This is a genomic window from Actinosynnema sp. NPDC004786, from assembly GCF_053601135.1.
This window is the reverse complement of record NZ_JBSGBG010000001.1, coordinates 172,490-190,696: the sequence shown is the minus strand read 5'-3', so window position 1 is coordinate 190,696 and position 18,207 is coordinate 172,490. Positions and strand designations below refer to the sequence as shown.

The window sequence follows — 18,207 nt, the reverse complement described above, 5'->3', positions numbered from 1 at the left end:
TGGGGGGCGCGTCCGGCTCGATTTGACATGGGGCCCTTACGGGTGCCAGGGGCAGGCCAAAGCCGGCAGGCCCGGCGGGGAAAAGCGTCCCGCCGGGCCTGCCGGCTTCGTCCAGCCTAAGGCACCCGAACCCATGTCAAATCGAGCCTCGGTGGGGTGGTGGCGGGTCCGTTGTGGGTCGTTTTGGGTGTGTTGTGGGTGGTGTTGTCGGGGTTGGTGCACTGCGGGGAATTGTTTCGTGACTCGTGGTAGCCGGGTTTGTGGTGTTGGTGTGGTGGAGGACCGAAAATCACTTGCGTGGGAAGTGATGGGTTCGGTGGTGCGTTGTCCTAGGTCGTGCAGAACACTCTCCTCGACGCCGGGGGCGTCCGGCTGGCGGTTCGCGAGTCGGGTCCGGTCGACGGCCCGGCGGTCGTGCTGGTGCACGGTTGGGCGCAGTCCGGGGAGGTGTGGTCGCCCCACCCCTCGATGCGGTCGTACGCCTTGGACCTGCGCGGTCACGGTCGTTCCGAGGTGGCCGCGGGGGGTTATCGCGACTCGGCGGTGTGGGCGTCGGACCTGAAGGCGGTCGTGGACCACGTCGGGCGGCCGGTGGTGTTGGTCGGGTGGTCGTACGGCGGGTTGGTGGTGGTGGACTACCTGCGCGCGCACGGGACCGGGCTGGTCGACGGGGTGGTGTTGGTCGGCGCGATCACCGAGGTCGGGCGCGATCGGCCCGGTGGGGTGACCGGGCCGGTGATGCGGGCGGCGTTGCCGGGGGCGTTGTCGGACGACCCGGCGGTGGCCGTGCCCGCGTTGGCGGACTTCTGCCGCGACCAGTCGCCGGGGTTGCCCGGCGAGGTGGTGCAGCGGCTGCTGGGGACGGCGTTGCGGGTGCCGCCGAGGGTCCGCCGGGACCTGTTCCGGCGCGATGTGGACAGCGCCGCCGTGCTGAAGGCGGTCGACAAGCCGACACTGGTGGTGCACGGCACCGCCGACGAGGTGGTCGACCCGGCTGCCGCGGAGTACGCGGCGGCCCTGATCCCCGGAGCCGACTTGCGCCGTTACGACGGAACCGCGCACTCGCCGTTCCTGGAGCGGCCGGAGCGGTTCGCGGCCGACCTCGCCCGGTTCGTCGCGGAGGTCTCCCGGTGAGGCGGGTCGCGGTGTTGTCGGTGCACACCTCGCCGCTGGAGCAGCCCGGCACGGGCGACGCGGGCGGGATGAACGTCTACATCGTGCAGACCGCCACGCGGATGGCGCAGCGCGGCATCGCGGTCGAGATCTTCACCCGCGCCACGTCGTCGGAGTTGCCGCCGGTGGCCGAGTTGGCGCCGGGCGTGACGGTGCGGCACGTGGTGGCCGGGCCGTTCGAAGGGCTGGGCAAGGAGGAGCTGCCCGGCCAGCTCTGCGCGTTCACGGCGGGCGTGCTGCGGGCCGAGGCGCGGCACGAGCCGGGGCACTACGACGTCGTGCACTCGCACTACTGGCTGTCCGGGCAGGTCGGGTGGCTGGCCCGGGAGCGGTGGGCGGTGCCGCTGGTGCACACCGCGCACACGCTGGCCAAGGTGAAGAACCTGGCGCTGGCGGCGGACGACACGCCGGAGCCCCGGATGCGGGTGATCGGCGAGGAGCAGGTCGTGGCCGAGGCGGACCGGCTGGTCGCGAACACCGAGGTGGAGGCGTCCGAGCTGGTGGACCTGTACGCGGCCGACCCGGCGAAGGTGCTGGTCGTGCCGCCCGGGGTGGACCTGGAGCGGTTCACGCCGGGTGACCGGGAGGGTGCGCGGGCGGCGTTGGGGCTGCGGCCCGAGTCGGTGGTGCTCGCGTTCGTGGGGCGCATCCAGCCGTTGAAGGCCCCGGACGTGCTGCTGCGCGCGGCGGCCGAGATGGTGGCGCGCGACCCGGGGCTGCGGTCGCGGCTGGTGGTGCTGGTCGTGGGCGGGCCGTCGGGGTCCGGCTTGAAGACGCCGGACGAGCTGGTGCGGTTGGCGGCCGAGCTGCGGATCTCCGACGTGGTGCGGTTCCTGCCGCCGCAGGGCGGCGAGGCGCTGGCGCGGGTGTACCGGGCCGCCGACGTGGTGGCCGTGCCGAGCCACAACGAGTCGTTCGGCCTGGTCGCGCTGGAGGCGCAGGCGTGCGGCACGCCGGTGGTCGCGGCGGCGGTGGGCGGGTTGCCGGTCGCGGTGCGCGACGGGGTGTCCGGGGTGCTGGTGGACGGGCACGACCCGAGGACGTGGGCGCGGGTGCTGTCCGACATCGCGCTGCTGCCCGCGTGCCGGGAGGAGCTGGCGAGCAACGCCGTCGGCCACGCCCGCCGGTTCTCGTGGGACCGGACGACTGATTCACTCCTCGCCGGGTACGCCGAGGCACGGGACGTGTTCCGCGAGGAGGTCTTCGCTTGAGCCTGGACGACGTCATCCGGTCGACGCTGGACGACCGCGAGCTGCGCTACGACCACAAGGGACCCGGTCGGTTCTTCGTGACCCTGCCCGGCGCGAAGAAGCTCCAGACGAACTGCTGGCTGGTGGTCGGCAGGCACGCGCTGGTGGTGGAGGCGTTCGTGTGCCGCAAGCCGGACGAGGCGCACGAGGACGTCTACCGGTTCTTGTTGCGGCGCAACGCCAAGCTGTACGGCGTGCACTACACGATCGACACGACCGGTGACATCTACCTGGTCGGCCGGATCGCGCCGCACGCCGTGACGCCGGACGAGCTGGACCGGGTGCTCGGGCAGGTGGTGGAGGCCGCCGACGGCGACTTCAACACGCTGCTGGAGATCGGCTTCGCCGGCGCCATCCGGCGCGAGTGGGACTGGCGCGTCTCGCGCGGCGAGTCGCTGGCCAACCTCCAGGCGTTCCGGCACCTGGTGTCCGAATCGTGATCACGCCCGCGCAACGGCCCTGAGGCCCGGCCCCGTCCCTGCGGTGACCACGAGGGAGGGGCACATGGGCAGACGGGTGGGGCTGGTGGCCGCCGCGTTCGCGGTGGTGGCGCTGGCCGGGTGCGGGGCGAACGGGTCCGGCGAGTCGTCGGCGGCGGATCGGGCGGCCGTCGCGCCGGAGGTCGCGTCGCCGCAGCAGGGCGGCACGCCGCCCGCGCGGGACTCGTCGGGCGAGGCGCGGCAGGCCGACACCGCGTCGGCTCGGGACGGCAGGCAGCTCGTGCGCACGGCGACGGTCGAGCTGCGCGCGGCCGACTCGTCGGCGGTGATGGGCAGGGTCACGGACCTGGTCGGGGGCGAGGGCGGGTACGCGGCGCAGGAGAAGTCCCAGCCGGACCGGGCGACCGTGACGTTCAAGGTGCCCGGTGACCGGCTGGACCGCGTGCTCACGGCGATCGCCGCGCTGGAGGGCGTGCAGGTCGTCAAGCGGGAGCTGACGACGGAGGACGTGACCGAGCAGATCGTGGACGTCGAGGCGCGGCTGGCGAACCAGCGGGCCAGCGTGGAGCGGGTGCGGGGGCTGCTGGAGCGGGCCACGACCACCGCGGAGATCACCGACGTCGAGGCCGAGCTGACCAAGCGGCAGGCGGAGCTGGAGTCGTTGCAGCGCCGGTACGAGACGCTCAAGGGCCAGGTCGCGCTGTCCACGCTGACCGTCACGGTCTCGGCGGCGGGCGCGCCGGTGGTCGTCGAGGAGGAGGACGACTTCCTGAGCGCGTTCGCCGGTGGCTGGCACGCGCTGGTGGACGCGTTCGCGTGGCTGCTGGTGGTGCTGGGCGCGGTGCTGCCGTTCGCGGTGGTGCTGGGGCTGCCGGTGCTCGGCTACTGGTGGCGTCGCCGTCGGCGTCGGGTGGCCGCGCCCGCGACGGGCGCCTCGTAAGACGCACCGCTCTACCGAGAGCAACATCCGCGCGGAGCGCGGGGCGGCTTGGGAGAGAGGGGGAGTCGCGAGTTCAAGCCGCCCCGCGTCGGTCCCCGCGTCAGGCGGATCCGGGCGGGGGGAACCCGGGATTCCGCGCGGGGCGCGGTTCGACGGGGGGATGCGAACCGCGGGTGTGCCGCGCAGGTCGTCGGAGTGCGTGGGAGCCGACCCGCGAGGCCCTGCCAACTTGGCAGATGGCCGGTGATCCCCACAAGGGCCGGCGCTACTCCATTCGTGTTGTTCTTAGCCGAGTTAAGTAACGCTGGAGCGTGACGAGCGACTGCCTTGACCCGCGATGTGGCTTGACTCACGATGGCGGGATCCCGGCCCCCTGGATGAATGAGGCAGCCGCATGGTCTTCCGCAGTCCGTTCCCCGATGTCGTGGTCCCGGACGTCTCGCTGCACGAGTTGCTGTTCGCCGACCTCGGCGACCGCGCCGACCGGGTCGCGCTGGTCGACGGCACCTCGGGCGCGTCGCTGACCTACCGACAACTGGCCGGCGCGGTCGACCGCCTGGCCGCCGCGCTGGCCGCGCGGGGGATCGGCAAGGGCGACGTCGTCGGCATCCTGAGCCCGAACACGCCGTACTACGCGGTGGTGTTCCACGGCATCCTGCGGGCGGGGGCCACGGCGACCACCGTCAACGCCCTCTACACCGCCGACGAGGTCGCGCACCAGCTCACGGACGCGGGCGCGAAGATGTTGTTCACGGTGTCCGCGCTGCTGCCCAACGCCGCGCCCGGCGCGGAGAAGGCGGGCATCTCCGACGTGGTGGTGCTCGACGCCGCCGAGGGCTACCCGAGCCTGTCGTCGCTGCTGGCCAACTCCGACCCGGTGCCCGAGGTGGCGGTCGACCCGGCCGAGGACGTGGCCGTGCTGCCGTACTCCTCCGGGACCACCGGCCGGGCCAAGGGCGTGATGCTGACGCACCGCAACCTGGTCGCCAACATCGTCCAGTGCGGGCCGCTGCTGGAGGTCGGCGAGGACACCAAGATCCTCGCCGTGCTGCCGTTCTTCCACATCTACGGCATGCAGGTGCTGATGAACAACGGCCTGCACGTCGGCGCGACCGTGGTGACGATGCCGAAGTTCGACCTGCCCGAGTTCCTGCGGGTGATCCAGGACCACCGCACCGACCGCGTCTACATCGCGCCGCCGGTGGCGGTGGCGCTGGCCAAGCACCCGCTGGTCGACCAGTACGACCTGTCCGGCATCGACACCATCTTCTCCGGCGCCGCGCCGCTCGACGTGGACCTCGCGGCGGCCGTCGCCAAGCGGTTGGGCTGCCGCGTCTCCCAGGGCTACGGGATGACCGAGATGAGCCCGGTCAGCCACGCGATCCCGGACGGCCGCGACGACATCTCCGTCGGCACGGTCGGGGTGATCGCGCCGAACATGGAGTGCCGCTTCGTGGACCCGGCCACCGGCGAGGACGTCGGCGTGGGCGAGCGCGGCGAGCTGTGGTGCCGCGGCCCGAACGTGATGAAGGGCTACCTGAACAACCCCGACGCCACCGCCGCCACGCTCGACGCCGACGGCTGGCTGCACACCGGCGACGTCGCCGTGATCGACGAGAACGGCCTGGTCAGCATCGTGGACCGGGTCAAGGAACTGATCAAGTACAAGGGCTACCAGGTGCCGCCGGCCGAGCTGGAGGCGGTGCTGCTGACCCACCCGGCGATCGCCGACGCGGCCGTGGTCGGCGTGCGCGACGAGGAGGGCGAGGAGGTGCCGAAGGCCTTCGTCGTCCGCCAGCCCGGCACCGACCTGGACGAGTCGGGCGTGATGGAGTTCGTGGCGTCCCAGGTCGCGCCGCACAAGAAGGTGCGGGTGGTGGAGTTCATCGACGCCATCCCTAAGTCCGCGTCGGGCAAGATCCTGCGCAAGGACCTGCGCGCCCGCGAGGCTCACTGATCGCGTGAGCGATTGGCGCAGGTGAGCCGCTTGAACCATGGCTCACCTGCGCCAACTGCGTCGGCAGTGAAGTTGAGCATCTGTCATCTCGTGCAGAACGCGCTCGCCACGCGGCAGGTCTCCCAGGATGTCGAAGGGCAGCGCAAGTTCGCGTACCAATGCGACCGGAATGGCATGGAGCCCTTCGGGTCGACTCGGCGAACCCGGTTGTAACCGCGTGGTCGACCAACGATCCTCTTCTCGTGGGAGAACAGCGGGGCCCGACCTACAAGGTCCTCTCCACCAGGGCCATCGTGTGGTTCGGGGTGGCGCTCGTAGTGGTCGGGGCGGGGGTGGCGACAGCGCTGCTCTTGGCTTACGGCAACGGCACGGAGGCGGACAGGGCGCGCTTGGACGCGATCAGGACGGCCGGGACCATTGTCGTCGGCACAGGGGGAGCGGCGGCGTTGTGGCTGGCGGCCCGGAGGCAGCAGGCTGCGGAGATAGCACTGCGGCAGAAGGACGTCGACCAAGCGCACCAGGAGCAGGACGCCACCGAACGACGGGTGACCGAGTTGTACACCAAGGCGGTGGAGCAACTCGGATCGGAGAAGGCACCGGTGCGCCTGGGCGGGATGTACGCCCTCGAACGGCTGGCGCAGAACGTACCGGACCAGCGACAGACCGTCGTCAACGTGTTGTGCTCCTACCTCCGGATGCCCTTCCAACCGCCGGTGGCCCCGGATCTCGTGTCCACCGCGTCCGCAGCAGTCGACGCCCTCATGGCTGCCCCGCAGTGGGACAAGCAGGCGACCGGCGAGCAGGCGGGGCCGATCGTGGATCGCGCCGAGAACGAAGGCCGCATGCAGGAGCGCGAAGTACGACTCACCGCGCAACGCATCATCACGAAGCACCTCCACCCGGGAGACGATGCCGATCGGCCGGCGAGAACCTTCTGGGAAGACATCGATCTCGACCTCGCCGGTGCGACGCTCACCGCATTCGACCTCGGAGGTTGCCACGTCCGGGTGGCTCGATTCAGCGAGGCGACCTTCGAAGGGGACGCGGGATTCCGCGGGACGACGTTCGGTGACACCGCTGTCTTCCAGAGGGCGACGTTCAAGGCGGACGCGGTGTTCCACGGGGCGACGTTCATGAAGGACGCCGTGTTCGACGGGGTTGCGTTCGAGAAGGCGGCCGTGTTCGGCCGGGCGGTGTTCGGGAACGCTGCTTGGTTCGGTGGGGTGAGGTTCGGGAAGGTCGCCTGGTTCGACGGGGTGACGTTCAACGGGTCCACCGGCTTCGACGGGGTGGTGTTCCAGGGGAACGCCTGGTTCGACGGAGCGACGTTTGAAGACGACGTGGTATTCGGCGGGGTCACATTCGAGGAGGCCGCCGGCTTCGACCGGGTGATCTTCGGGAAAGACGTTTGGTTCGACGGGGCGACGTTCGGCAAGGGGGTCGAACTCGACAGCGTGCGGGTTCGGCTCGACGTGGTTCCAGCGCCGAACAGGAACTGGCCTGACGGATTCTCCGTGGTCGATCCTGATCCACCACGGGAATCAGCCCTGGCGGAGCGGGACGGAGTATGGGGTCATCTCGTGCCGGTCCGCGACAGTGACCGGACAGGCGAGGGCGGCTGAGGAGTCGCGTACGCACGCAGCCCGAACCGCATGACACCGAAGGCGCTCCGCGCACATCGCGAGGCCGGCGCGTCCGGCCGAGCCGACACGGCGGCGGTACCGCTGTCGAGGGTCCCGTCACGGGGAGGTGGGCGACCACCCGATGGTGTTGTTCACGGCTACTGGGCGAGCCGGACCCGTCACGCTCCACAACCATGTCGGGTGCACATCGACACCGGACATCGGAGAGCACACGCATGCGCATCCTCGGGAAGCTGGCCGTCGCGGCCGGCGCCACCGCCGTCATCCTGCTCGCCTCGCCGGCCGCCAACGCGTCGGCGATGGACAACGTCCCGCGCACCAGCCCGCTGACCGCCGTGCAGACCGCGCTCGGCGCGGTGCTGGGGCAGACCACCTCGGGCCTCGGCAACGGGCTGGGCGGCGGTGCCCTCGGCGGCCTCGGGGGCGGCCTCGGCGGTGGGGCGCTCGGGGGCCTCGGCGGCTGATCGGGCGTCGGGTCGGGCCCGCGCGTGGCCCGGCCCGGCCCGTCGGGCTGCACCGATCAAGATCACACCTACCACGGGCGTGAGCCCGCCCGACCCATCTGGCAGGCTGACGCCCATGGCTGTCGGAACCCTGGTGCTGCTCCGCCACGGCGAGAGCGTCTGGAACGCGGAGAACCTGTTCACCGGCTGGGTGGACGTCCCCCTCTCGGAGAAGGGGGTGGAGGAGGCCAAGCGGGGCGGCGTGCTGCTGCGCGAAGCGGGCGTGCTGCCCGAGGTCGTGCACACGTCGCTGCTGCGGCGGGCCATCGGCACCGCCAACCTCGCCCTCGACGCGGCCGACCGGCACTGGATCCCGGTCCGCCGGGACTGGCGGCTCAACGAGCGCCACTACGGCGCGTTGCAGGGCAAGAACAAGAAGCAGACGCTGGAGCAGTTCGGCGAGGAGCAGTTCATGCTCTGGCGCCGCTCCTACGACACCCCGCCGCCGCCGATCGAGCCCGGCACCGAGTTCAGCCAGGACAGCGACCCGCGCTACGCCGACCTCGGCCCCGAGCTGCCGCTCACCGAGTGCCTGCTGGACGTGGTCAAGCGGATGATCCCGTACTGGGAGTCCGCCATCGTGCCGGACCTGCGCACGGGCCGGACGGTGCTGGTCGCCGCGCACGGCAACTCGCTGCGCGCCCTGGTCAAGCACCTCGACGGCATCTCCGACGAGGCGATCGCCGGCCTGAACATCCCCACCGGCATCCCGCTGCGCTACGACCTGGACGACGAGCTGAAGCCGCTCAAGCCGGGCGGCGAGTACCTCGACCCGGACGCGGCGGCCGACGCGATCAAGGCCGTGGCCAACCAGGGCCGCTAGACCAGGCCCAGCTCGCGGGCGCGCGCCCCGGCCTGGAACCGGGACGACGCGCCGAGCGCGGTCATCAGCTCCGCCACGCGACGGCGGTACGTGCGCAGGGACACACCCAGCGCGCGTGCCGCCGTCTCGTCCGTCCAGCCCCGGTTCAACGCGTCCAGCACGCCCGGCGCGGCCAGGCGCAGCTCGGCCATGTCCGCCTCGTGCAGGGCCAGCGGGGTGCCCGCCCGCCACGCCGCCTCGAACAGCGACGTGATGCCGTGCACCAGCTCCGGCCGGGTGATCACGCTGTAGCTGCGCGGGCCGTGCGACTCGTCGCCCGCCAGGATCGCCACCCGGCCGTCCAGCACGATCGTCTCGTTCACGTCGTGGTTGGCGACCCGCACGTCCGCGCCGTGCTCGGCCATGTGCCGCGCGTGGTCGGCCCACGTCGGGTCGAGCATGGTGCTCAGCCGGAACAGCTTGCGGATCCGCAGCCCCGGCGGGTGCGCCATGACGTCGGCGCGCGGGTGGGCGCTCATCCACGTGCGCAGCGCGTTCGCCGCGCACAGCAGCTCGGTCGTGGTCGCCGCGAACAAGTGGGCCGTCCGCTCGAACAACTCGGCCTCGCCCCGCACCACGGTCACCGTCTCCACACCACGAGCATGGCAGCAAGCTGCCAATCCCGGCGGCCGTGATCGCCGAGGGCGATCGTGGAACCCGTGCTGAACCTCAACCGCGTCGGTTACGGCGCCATGCAGCTCGCCGGTCCCGGTGTCTTCGGCCCGCCCGCCGACCCCGAGAACGCCAAGGCGGTGCTGCGCCGCGCCGTCGAGCTGGGCGTCGACCACATCGACACCAGCGACTTCTACGGCCCGCACGTCGTGAACGAGCTGATCAAGGCCGCCCTGCACCCCTACCCGGAGCACCTGACGATCGTCACCAAGGTCGGCTACCGGCGGACCGGGACCGGCGACTGGGTCCCCGCGCGGGAACCGCAGGAGCTGCGCGACGCCGTGCACGACAACCTGCGCCGGCTCGGCCTGGAGCGGCTGGACGTGGTCAACCTGCGCGTCGGCGGCGAGCAGGACCCCGAGTCGGTCGAGGAGCCGTTCACCGTGCTCGCCGAGCTGCGCGAGCAGGGCCTGATCCGCGACCTCGGGCTGAGCAACGTCGCCGCGCACCACCTCGACCAGGCGCGGGCGATCGCGCCGGTGGTGTGCGTGCAGAACCTCTACAACGTCACCGAGCGCGGTGACGACAAGCTGCTCGACCGCACCACCGCCGAGGGCATCGCCTACGTGCCGTTCTTCCCGCTGGGCGGCTTCACGCCGTTGCAGCACGACACGCTGGCCGAGGTCGCCGCCCGGCACGGCGCGACCGAGCGCCAGGTCGCCCTCGCCTGGCTGCTGCACCGGGCGCCGAACGTGCTCCTGATCCCCGGCACGTCCTCCACTCGTCACCTGGAGGAGAACCTGGCGTCCGCCCGGCTGCACCTGTCCGAACACGACCTGACTCAATTGGACACGATTGGGTGAACGCAGGTCGTCTCGCGGGAAAACATCGGTCCCGGACGGTGTCGCGGGAGTCACGAAGCGGGCTCCGACACTAGGCCGCACCCGCCTTGACCTGCTTACGATGCGCTCGTGACCGCAACGGGTTACCTCGTCCTGTCGATCGGCGCTCTGCTGATCGGCGGCGGCGCCTTTCTCGCCGGCCGGTCCACGGCCCGCGCCCGCGACCAGCGACCGCGCGGCCTGACCGTCGCCGACCTCATGGCCAAGGTCGTCCACTCCTCGCCCGACGGCATCGCCGTGCTCAACGGCTTCGGCGACGTCGTGCTGCACAACGCCCGCGCCGAGGAGCTGGGCGTGGTGCGCAACAACCGGGTGGACGACCGGGCCAGGCGCGCCGCCGAGATGGCCCGCCGCGACGGCGGCGTCATCGCGGTGGACCTGTCGTCGCTGGAGGTCATCAAGGGCCGCCAGCCGCAGGCGGTGCACGCCACGGTCAAGGTGCTCACCGGGGACTTCGTCGTGGTGGACGCCTCGGACGAGTCGGAGTCCGTGCGGCTGGAGGCGACCCGGCGCGACTTCGTCGCCAACGTGAGCCACGAGCTGAAGACGCCGGTCGGCGCGCTCGCGCTGCTGGCCGAGGCGGTGCTCGACGCCGCGGACGACCAGGACGAGGTCCGCCGGTTCAGCGCCAAGATCATGCAGGAGGCGACCCGGCTCGGCACGCTGGTCACCGAGCTGATCGCGCTGTCGCGGTTGCAGGGCGCGGAGAAGCTGCCCGAGCTGAGCCGGGTCGAGGTCGACGTGGTCGTCGACGAGGCGCTGAGCCGGTCGCGGCTGTCGGCCGAGTCCGCGGGCATCGCGATCACCACCGACGAGCCGAGCGGCCTGGAGGTCGAGGGCGACCGGACGCTGCTGGTCACCGCGTTGAGCAACCTGCTGGAGAACGCGGTCGCGTACTCGCCGCCGGGCAGCCCGGTGTCGGTCAGCCGCAAGCTCGTGGACGGGTTCGTCGAGATCGCCGTGACCGATCGCGGCATCGGGATCGCCGAGGACCAGCAGACCCGCGTGTTCGAGCGCTTCTACCGGGTCGACAAGGCCCGGTCGCGCGCCACCGGCGGCACCGGCCTCGGCCTGGCGATCGTCAAGCACGTCGCGAACAACCACGGCGGCGAGGTGAAGCTGTGGAGCCTGCCGGGCACCGGCTCCACCTTCACGCTGCGCATCCCGGCCCACCCCGACCAGGACGAGCCGACGAAGGGCCTGTCCACGCAGGAGCTGGCGAGCCCCGTGCCGAGCGGCGCGGGCGGCAACCACGGAGGAGAGCTGTGACCAGGGTGCTCATCGTGGAGGACGAGGAGTCCTTCTCGGATCCGCTCGCTTTCCTGTTGCGCAAGGAGGGCTTCACCGCGGCGCTCGCGGCCAACGGCCAGGAGGCGCTGGAGGAGTTCGACCGCAACGGCGCGGACATCGTGCTGCTCGACCTCATGCTGCCCGGCATGAGCGGCACCGACGTGTGCAAGCAGCTCCGCGCCCGGTCGGCCGTGCCGGTGATCATGGTGACGGCGCGGGACAGCGAGATCGACAAGGTCGTCGGGCTGGAGCTGGGCGCGGACGACTACGTCACCAAGCCGTACTCGGCGCGCGAGCTGATCGCCCGCATCCGCGCCGTGCTGCGCCGCGGCGGCGAGTCCGAGGAGCTGCTGCCGCAGGTCCTGGAGGCGGGGCCGGTGCGGATGGACGTCGAGCGGCACGTGGTGACCGTGGACGGCGCGGAGGTGAGCCTCCCGCTCAAGGAGTTCGACCTCCTGGAGTACCTGCTGCGCAACGTCGGCCGGGTGCTGACCCGCGGCCAGCTCATCGACCGGGTGTGGGGCGCGGATTACGTCGGGGACACCAAAACCCTGGACGTGCACGTCAAGCGCCTGCGGTCGAAGATCGAGCCCGACCCGGCGGCCCCGCGCCACCTGGTCACCGTGCGCGGACTGGGATACAAGTTCGAATCCTGATCATCCCGACCAGGTACGGTGCACCGCGTGCGCCTCGGGGTGCTTGATGTCGGGTCCAACACCGTCCACCTCTTGGTGGTGGACGCTCATCGGGGTGCCCACCCGACGCCGATGAGTTCGGAGAAGTCGGTGCTGCGCCTCGCGGAGCAGCTCGACGGCTCCGGGATGCTCGGCCGCGCGGGCGCCGACCGGCTGGTGCGCTCCGTCGCCGCGGCCAAGGCGGCGGCGGAGCGGCTGGGCTGCGAGGACCTGATGGCGTTCGCCACGTCCGCGGTGCGCGAGGCGGGCAACTCGGCCGAGGTGCTGGACCGGGTGCGCGCCGAGACCGGCGTGGACCTCCAGGTGCTGAGCGGCGAGGACGAGGCGCGGTACACGTTCCTCGCGGTGCGCCGCTGGTACGGCTGGTCGGCGGGCCGGCTGCTGTGCCTGGACATCGGCGGCGGGTCGCTGGAGCTCGCGATCGGCGTGGACGAGGAGCCCGAGGGGGCTTTCTCGGTGCCGCTGGGCGCGGGCCGGCTGACCCGGACCCGGTTCCGGCACGACCCGCCGACCCGGGCCGAGGTGCGCGAGACCACCGAGTGGCTGACCGAGCAGCTGTCGCCGGTGGCGAAGAAGATCCTCCGAACGGGTGCTCCCGATCGTGTGGTCGCGACGTCGAAGACGTTCCGCACGCTCGCCCGGCTGACCGGCGCGGCGCCGTCGTCGGCCGGTCCGCGGGCGCGGCGCGTGCTCACCGACTCGGGCCTGCGGCAGCTCATCGCGTTCATCTCCCGGATGTCCGCGGCCGACCTCGCCGAGCTGGAAGGGGTGAGCGCGAGCCGCGCCCACCAGCTCGTGGCGGGCGCGTTGGTGGCGGAGGCCACGATGCGAGCCCTGTCACTGGTCGAGCTGGAGATTTGCCCCTGGGCGCTGCGGGAAGGTGTCATCCTGCGTCGGCTGGACCACACTAATGGCTCGGACCTGGACACCCCGCCGGACCGCACCCGCCGGACGGGTGACACTGGACGGACTGGCCGCCACGGGGCACGGTGGAGTTGATGAGTCGAGAGAGCGAGTCGGAGCAGACCCAGCGCACCGTCGCGGAGTTGCTCGCCCAGTACGGCGGGGGCTCCGGCGAGGTGACGCCGCGTCGGCGACGGCGCCGCGCCGAGGAGGCCGCGTCGGACACCGCTCCGCAGGCCATCATCGACCGGGTCAACTCCGACAGCGGTCGGTTGCGCGCGCTCCGCGACGAGCCGGAGCCACCCGCCGCGCCGCTGCCCCAGCGGCAGCGCGCCGCCGACCCCGAGCGCACGACCTACCAGCCGCCGGTCGCGCCGCCGCCCGCGCCGCCGTCCCGGCCGGAGCCGCCCGCCGCGCGGGCCGAGCCGCTGTCGCGGTCGGACCTCTCCCGGCCCGACCTGTCGCGGCTGGAGCCGCCCGCGTCGCGGCTGGAGCCGCCGAAGAAGCCGGAAACCGGCCGCAGACGCGCGCCCGAGGTCAACGCGGCCGAGGAGACCCGGGTCGTGCCGCCGATCGTGGCCGACTTCCAGGGCGAACCGCCCCGGCCCGGTCCGCCGGCGCCGCCGCCGGTCAAGCCCGAGCCGCCGCGGACGAAGATCGTGCGGCCCGTGACGCCGGCCACGCCCCCGGTGCGGGAACCGGTGACCGAGGTGATGCCGCGCATCACCGACAAGCTGACGCCGAACGTGCCGCTGGAGTCGTTGCCGACCGAGTCGGTGCTGATCGTGCCGCCCGCGCCGCCGCGGCTGCCGGACCCGCTGCCCGACCAGACCGCCGAGGACTGGTTCGGCGACGACGAGCCCGACGACGCGGTGGTCGAGCAGGAGAGCACCGCCTTCCACCCGTACGTCGACCTCGACGAGGAAGACGAGGACGACGACTACCCGCGGCGCGACTACCAGCGCCGCGACCTGGACGACGAGGAACCCGCCGGCCTGGCCGACCTGGACGACGAGGAGGAGGCCGAGGCACCGGCCGACCGCTCGGCGGGCAAGGAGTGGCTGGTCATGATCGGCCAGCTCGCCGTCGGCGTCATCGGCGGCGCGGCGCTGTGGCTCGGCTTCAACTTCCTGTGGCGCACCGCCGCGCCCGCCGCGCTGGTGGTGGCGCTGGCGGTGACCGTCGGCCTGGTGATGATGGTCCGCAAGATCCGCCGCGCGGACGACCTCCAGACCACCGTCCTGGCCGTGCTCGTCGGGTTGATCGTGACGGTCTCGCCGGCGGCCATGCTCCTGGTGAAGTCTTGACCCCGGTCGGGCTGTCCACCGCGGCCGTGTGGCCGCAACCCGCCGGCGCGGCGTTCGAGGCGGCGGCGGAGCTGGGCTACGACGGCGTCGAGCTGATGGTGTGGGCCGACCCGGTGAGCCAGGACGTGAACGCGGTGCGGCGGCTCTCGCAGCGCTACGGCGTGCCGGTGCTGGCCGTGCACGCGCCGTGCCTGCTGATCAGCCAGCGGGTGTGGTCGCCGGACCCGGTCGAGCGGTTGCGGCGCAGCGTGCGCGCGGCGGGCGAGCTGGGCGCGCGCACGGTGGTGCTGCACCCGCCGTTCGTGTGGCAGCGGCGGTACGCGGACGGGTTCGCCGAGCTGGTGGCGTCGTTGGAGGACGAGAGCGGCGTGGCCATCGCGGTGGAGAACATGTTCCCCGTGCGCCGACCGCTGGGCCGGGGGCGATCGGTGCAGGTCACGGCGTTCCGGCCGTCGATCGACCCGACCGACGTCGGGCACCGCAACTACACGCTGGACCTGTCGCACGCGTCCGCCGCGCACGTGGACGCGATGGAGCTGGCCAAGCGGATGGGCGAGGGGCTGACCCACGTGCACCTGGCCGACGGTTCCGGGTTGCCGAAGGACGAGCACCTGGTGCCGGGCCGGGGCACCCAGCCGTGCGCCGAGCTGCTGGGCCACCTGACCCGCACCGGCTTCACCGGCCAGGTCGTGCTGGAGGTCAACACCCGCCGCGCCCGCACCGCCGCCGAGCGCACGGAACTCCTCGCGGAGTCCCTCCTCTTCGCCCGCCTCCACCTCTGACCCCCGCGTCCCTCCCTCCAAAACGCGCGTGTCCTACGTCCAGAACGCGTGAGTCCTACGTTCAGAACGCGTGTGTCCTACGTTCGGGACCCCCGAGTTCAACGCTCAGGTCACCCGACCCGTGAACTCGCGGCCGCTCCCGCGCCGGTCAGCGGTTAGGGTCTTGATCGTGAACCCGTTGCGCACGTTGATCCTCGCCGCCGCGGGCAACGACGCGGTGCGCCGGGTCGTCGCGACCGCGCCGGTGAGCCGTGACGTGGTGCGCCGGTTCGTGGCGGGCGAGACGACCGCCGACGCGATCGGCGCGGCCGGCCGGCTGATCGGCGACGGCCTGCGCGTCACCCTCGACCACCTCGGCGAGCACACCACCGACCACGACACCGCCGAACGGACCGTGCGCGCCTACCTGGAGCTGCTCGACCGGCTCCACGACGTGGGCCTCGCCGCGGACGCCGAGGTCAGCGTGAAGCTGTCCGCCGTCGGCCTCGGCCTGGGCGAGACGCTCGCGCTGGACAACGCCTCCCGCGTCTGCGCCGCCGCCGAGCAGGCGGGCACCACGGTCACGCTCGACATGGAGGACCACACCACCACCGACGCCACCCTGCGGGTGCTCGCCGAGCTGCGCCGCCACTGGCCGTCGACCGGCGCGGTGCTCCAGGCGTACCTGCGCCGCACCCTGGACGACGTGCGTGAACTCGCCGGCACGCGGGTGCGGCTGTGCAAGGGCGCGTACGCCGAACCGCCGTCGGTGGCCTTCCCCGACCGGCACCAGGTCGACCTGAACTACGTGCGCTGCGCCAACGTGCTGCTGGCCGGCTCCGGCTACCCGATGTTCGCCACCCACGACCCGCGCCTGATCGAGATCGTCTCCGAACGCGCCCGCTGGTACGGCCGGTCGCTCGACGACTTCGAGTTCCAGCTGCTCCACGGCGTCCGCCCCGCCGCGCAGCGGCACCTCGCCGCGGAGGGGCACGTGGTGCGCGTGTACGTGCCGTACGGCGAGCAGTGGTACGGGTACCTGATGCGGCGGCTCGCCGAGCGACCGGCCAACGTAGCGTTCTTCCTGCGCTCGCTCGTCAGCCGTTCGTGAGGAGCCCTGTGTCCTTCTCGGTAGCCAGCTCCGTCCGCCCCCTGGGTGACGGCACGTACACCGCGTCCCTGCCCGCCGCGTGGACGATCGGGCCCAAACCGCACGGCGGGTTCCTGCTGGCCCTGGCCGCGCGGGCGGCGGTGGACAGCGCGCGGACCGCGGTGCCGGGCCTGGACGACCTCGCCCCGCTGGCGGTGAGCGCCCAGTTCCTGCGCGCCCCGGAGGTGGGCCCGGTGCTGGTGCGGACGCAGGTGCGCAAGGCCGGGCGGACGGCGACCGTGGTGACGTCCACGGTGGAGCAGCGCGGGCGGGGCTGCGTGGAGGCGGTGGTGACGGTCGGGCGGATGCCTGCGGCCGCGCCGGACTACGCCGACCTGCCGGAGATGCCCGCCGCGCCGCCCCCGGACGCGATCGACCTGGCGTCCCTCGGGTCCGACGGCGTGTACAAGCTCGGCGCGGTGTGCGACGTGCGGTTGGACCGGGAGGGCGCGGGGTTCCTGAACGGCCGGGTGGGCGACCCGCTCGTGCTGCGGCTGTGGGCGCGGCCGTTGGCGGAGCGGCCGGACCCGTTCTTCGCGCTGGTCGCGGGGGACGTGTCGATGCCCGTGACGTTCAACCTGGGCCGGTTCGGGTGGTCGCCGACCGTGCAGCTCACGGCGTTGCTGCGGGCGAACCCCGCGCCGGGGTGGCTGCGCGTGCGGGTGTCGTGCAGCGCGGTGCACGGGCAGTGGTTCGACGAGGACGCCGTGGTGATCGACTCCACCGGGCGGCTGGTGTGCCAGGCGCGGCAGTTGGCGCTGACGCCGGCGACCTGAGCGTTGAACTCAGGTGTCCTGAACGTAGGACTCACGCGACCTCAACGTAGGACTCACGCGTTCCGGAGGTAGGACACGGGTGTTCCGGAGGTAGGACACGCGGGCGTGGCAGGCTTGGGCCATGACGACCATCGCCGTGCTGGGGGCTGGCAAGATCGGTGAAGCCCTGCTCTCCGGGTTGCTGCAGGGCGGCCGCCGGGCCGACGAGTTGCTGTTCACCGAGAAGCACCCGGACCGGGCCGCCGCGCTGACCGAGCGCTACGGGGTGGAGGGCCTCGACGTGCCCGGCGCCGCGCAGCGCGCCGACGTGCTCGTGGTCGCGGTCAAGCCCCAGGACATCGAACCGCTGCTGGACGAGCTGGCCCCCGTGCTCAAGCCGGGCACGCTCGTGGTGTCGCTGTGCGCGGGCCTGCCGACGTCGCTGTTCGAGCGCCGGCTGCCCGACCACACGCCCGTCGTCCGGGTCATGCCGAACACCCCGATGCTGGTCGGCCAGGCCATGAGCGCCATCTCGGCGGGCGCGCACGCCACCGACGAGCACATGGACCTGGTCGAGGAGCTGCTGAGCACCGTCGGCCAGGTCGCCCGCGTGCCGGAGAGCCAGCAGGACGCCGTCACCGCGCTGTCCGGCTCCGGCCCCGCCTACTTCTTCTACCTGGTCGAAGCCATGATCGACGCGGGCATCCTGCTCGGCATCCCGCGCGACCTGGCCGGTCGGCTGATCATCCAGTCCGCGGTCGGCGCGGCCACCATGCTGAACGAGGGCGACCAGCACCCGGTCATCCTCCGGGAGGCCGTCACGTCCCCCGCCGGCACCACCATCATGGCCATCCGAGAGCTGGAGAAGCACGGCGTGCGCGCGGCGATGCTCGCCGCGATCGAGGCGGCGCGCGACCGTTCGGTGGAGCTGGGACGCGGCCACGAGGTGGACTGATACCGCCATTGGCCGTCGCACCAGTCCCAGGAGTCCCGTTACCCTCAGGGGAGCACGTGCGTGTCGAACCGTCGGTGGGGAAGCCGACGGCACGACGCGTGTCGAAGGA

General features: G+C 72.3%; 18 protein-coding genes. 17 read left to right on the top strand and 1 reads right to left on the bottom strand.

Annotation, left to right across the window (positions count from 1 at the left end):
- The first annotated feature begins 336 nt into the window (after positions 1-336).
- The 8 genes from ACWEFJ_RS01025 (at position 337) to ACWEFJ_RS00990 (ending at position 8,729) form a co-directional block, all read left to right on the top strand.
- Positions 337-1,134 carry an alpha/beta fold hydrolase gene (locus ACWEFJ_RS01025; protein WP_449712522.1) on the top strand — a complete coding sequence of 266 codons (798 nt, stop codon included), beginning with the start codon at positions 337-339 and terminating at the stop codon, positions 1,132-1,134.
- A complete protein-coding gene (gene mshA / locus ACWEFJ_RS01020) occupies positions 1,131-2,384 on the top strand; it encodes a D-inositol-3-phosphate glycosyltransferase (protein WP_378087761.1) in 1,254 nt (417 codons plus the stop codon). The genes ACWEFJ_RS01025 and mshA overlap by 4 nt, the downstream gene beginning before the upstream one ends.
- Entirely contained in the window at positions 2,381-2,863 is a 483-nt protein-coding gene (locus tag ACWEFJ_RS01015; protein ID WP_378087759.1) for a type III secretion system chaperone family protein, read from the top strand. Before mshA ends, ACWEFJ_RS01015 begins: the two co-directional genes overlap by 4 nt.
- A 64-nt stretch (positions 2,864-2,927) precedes the next feature.
- Positions 2,928-3,803: a DUF4349 domain-containing protein gene (locus ACWEFJ_RS01010; RefSeq protein ID WP_449712521.1), complete on the top strand. Its 876-nt coding sequence runs from the start codon at positions 2,928-2,930 to the stop codon at positions 3,801-3,803.
- Between the two features lie 394 nt (positions 3,804-4,197).
- Positions 4,198-5,760 carry a 4-coumarate--CoA ligase family protein gene (locus ACWEFJ_RS01005; protein WP_449712520.1) on the top strand — a complete coding sequence of 521 codons (1,563 nt, stop codon included), beginning with the start codon at positions 4,198-4,200 and terminating at the stop codon, positions 5,758-5,760.
- Positions 5,761-6,002: 242 nt separating this feature from the next.
- The gene (locus ACWEFJ_RS01000) at positions 6,003-7,382 is read left to right on the top strand and encodes a pentapeptide repeat-containing protein (RefSeq protein WP_449712519.1); all 1,380 of its coding nucleotides are present in this window, start codon (positions 6,003-6,005) and stop codon (positions 7,380-7,382) included.
- 236 nt (positions 7,383-7,618) lie between these two features.
- Positions 7,619-7,867: a hypothetical protein gene (locus ACWEFJ_RS00995; protein ID WP_378087751.1), complete on the top strand. Its 249-nt coding sequence runs from the start codon at positions 7,619-7,621 to the stop codon at positions 7,865-7,867.
- A 115-nt stretch (positions 7,868-7,982) separates the two neighbouring features.
- Positions 7,983-8,729, top strand: coding sequence for a phosphoglyceromutase (locus ACWEFJ_RS00990; protein ID WP_378087749.1), 747 nt, complete (start codon positions 7,983-7,985; stop codon positions 8,727-8,729).
- Here ACWEFJ_RS00990 and ACWEFJ_RS00985 read toward each other — a convergent pair.
- Positions 8,726-9,361 (bottom strand): DNA-binding response regulator, encoded by a 636-nt coding sequence (locus ACWEFJ_RS00985; protein WP_378087747.1) that lies wholly within the window; start codon positions 9,359-9,361, stop codon positions 8,726-8,728. The genes ACWEFJ_RS00990 and ACWEFJ_RS00985 overlap by 4 nt on opposite strands.
- A gap of 99 nt (positions 9,362-9,460) precedes the next feature.
- On the opposite strand from ACWEFJ_RS00985, the gene ACWEFJ_RS00980 reads away from it, so the two are divergent.
- The 9 genes from ACWEFJ_RS00980 (at position 9,461) to proC (ending at position 18,098) form a co-directional block, all read left to right on the top strand.
- Positions 9,461-10,243 carry an oxidoreductase gene (locus tag ACWEFJ_RS00980; protein ID WP_449712639.1) on the top strand — a complete coding sequence of 261 codons (783 nt, stop codon included), beginning with the start codon at positions 9,461-9,463 and terminating at the stop codon, positions 10,241-10,243.
- 108 nt (positions 10,244-10,351) lie between these two features.
- Positions 10,352-11,551: a sensor histidine kinase gene (locus tag ACWEFJ_RS00975; protein ID WP_378087745.1), complete on the top strand. Its 1,200-nt coding sequence runs from the start codon at positions 10,352-10,354 to the stop codon at positions 11,549-11,551.
- Positions 11,548-12,228, top strand: coding sequence for a response regulator (locus ACWEFJ_RS00970; protein ID WP_378087742.1), 681 nt, complete (start codon positions 11,548-11,550; stop codon positions 12,226-12,228). Before ACWEFJ_RS00975 ends, ACWEFJ_RS00970 begins: the two co-directional genes overlap by 4 nt.
- A gap of 27 nt (positions 12,229-12,255) precedes the next feature.
- Positions 12,256-13,266 carry a Ppx/GppA phosphatase family protein gene (locus tag ACWEFJ_RS00965; RefSeq protein WP_378087741.1) on the top strand — a complete coding sequence of 337 codons (1,011 nt, stop codon included), beginning with the start codon at positions 12,256-12,258 and terminating at the stop codon, positions 13,264-13,266.
- Positions 13,266-14,477, top strand: coding sequence for a hypothetical protein (locus ACWEFJ_RS00960; protein ID WP_378087739.1), 1,212 nt, complete (start codon positions 13,266-13,268; stop codon positions 14,475-14,477). Before ACWEFJ_RS00965 ends, ACWEFJ_RS00960 begins: the two co-directional genes overlap by 1 nt.
- A complete protein-coding gene (locus ACWEFJ_RS00955; RefSeq protein WP_378087737.1) occupies positions 14,474-15,259 on the top strand; it encodes a sugar phosphate isomerase/epimerase family protein in 786 nt (261 codons plus the stop codon). The genes ACWEFJ_RS00960 and ACWEFJ_RS00955 overlap by 4 nt, the downstream gene beginning before the upstream one ends.
- A 169-nt stretch (positions 15,260-15,428) precedes the next feature.
- Positions 15,429-16,349, top strand: a complete 921-nt coding sequence (locus tag ACWEFJ_RS00950) for a proline dehydrogenase family protein (RefSeq protein WP_378087735.1) — start codon at positions 15,429-15,431, stop codon at positions 16,347-16,349.
- A gap of 8 nt (positions 16,350-16,357) precedes the next feature.
- The gene (locus ACWEFJ_RS00945; RefSeq protein WP_378087733.1) at positions 16,358-17,164 is read left to right on the top strand and encodes a thioesterase family protein; all 807 of its coding nucleotides are present in this window, start codon (positions 16,358-16,360) and stop codon (positions 17,162-17,164) included.
- Positions 17,165-17,285: 121 nt separating this feature from the next.
- Positions 17,286-18,098 carry a pyrroline-5-carboxylate reductase gene (gene proC, locus ACWEFJ_RS00940; protein ID WP_449712518.1) on the top strand — a complete coding sequence of 271 codons (813 nt, stop codon included), beginning with the start codon at positions 17,286-17,288 and terminating at the stop codon, positions 18,096-18,098.
- Positions 18,099-18,207 lie beyond the last annotated feature (109 nt).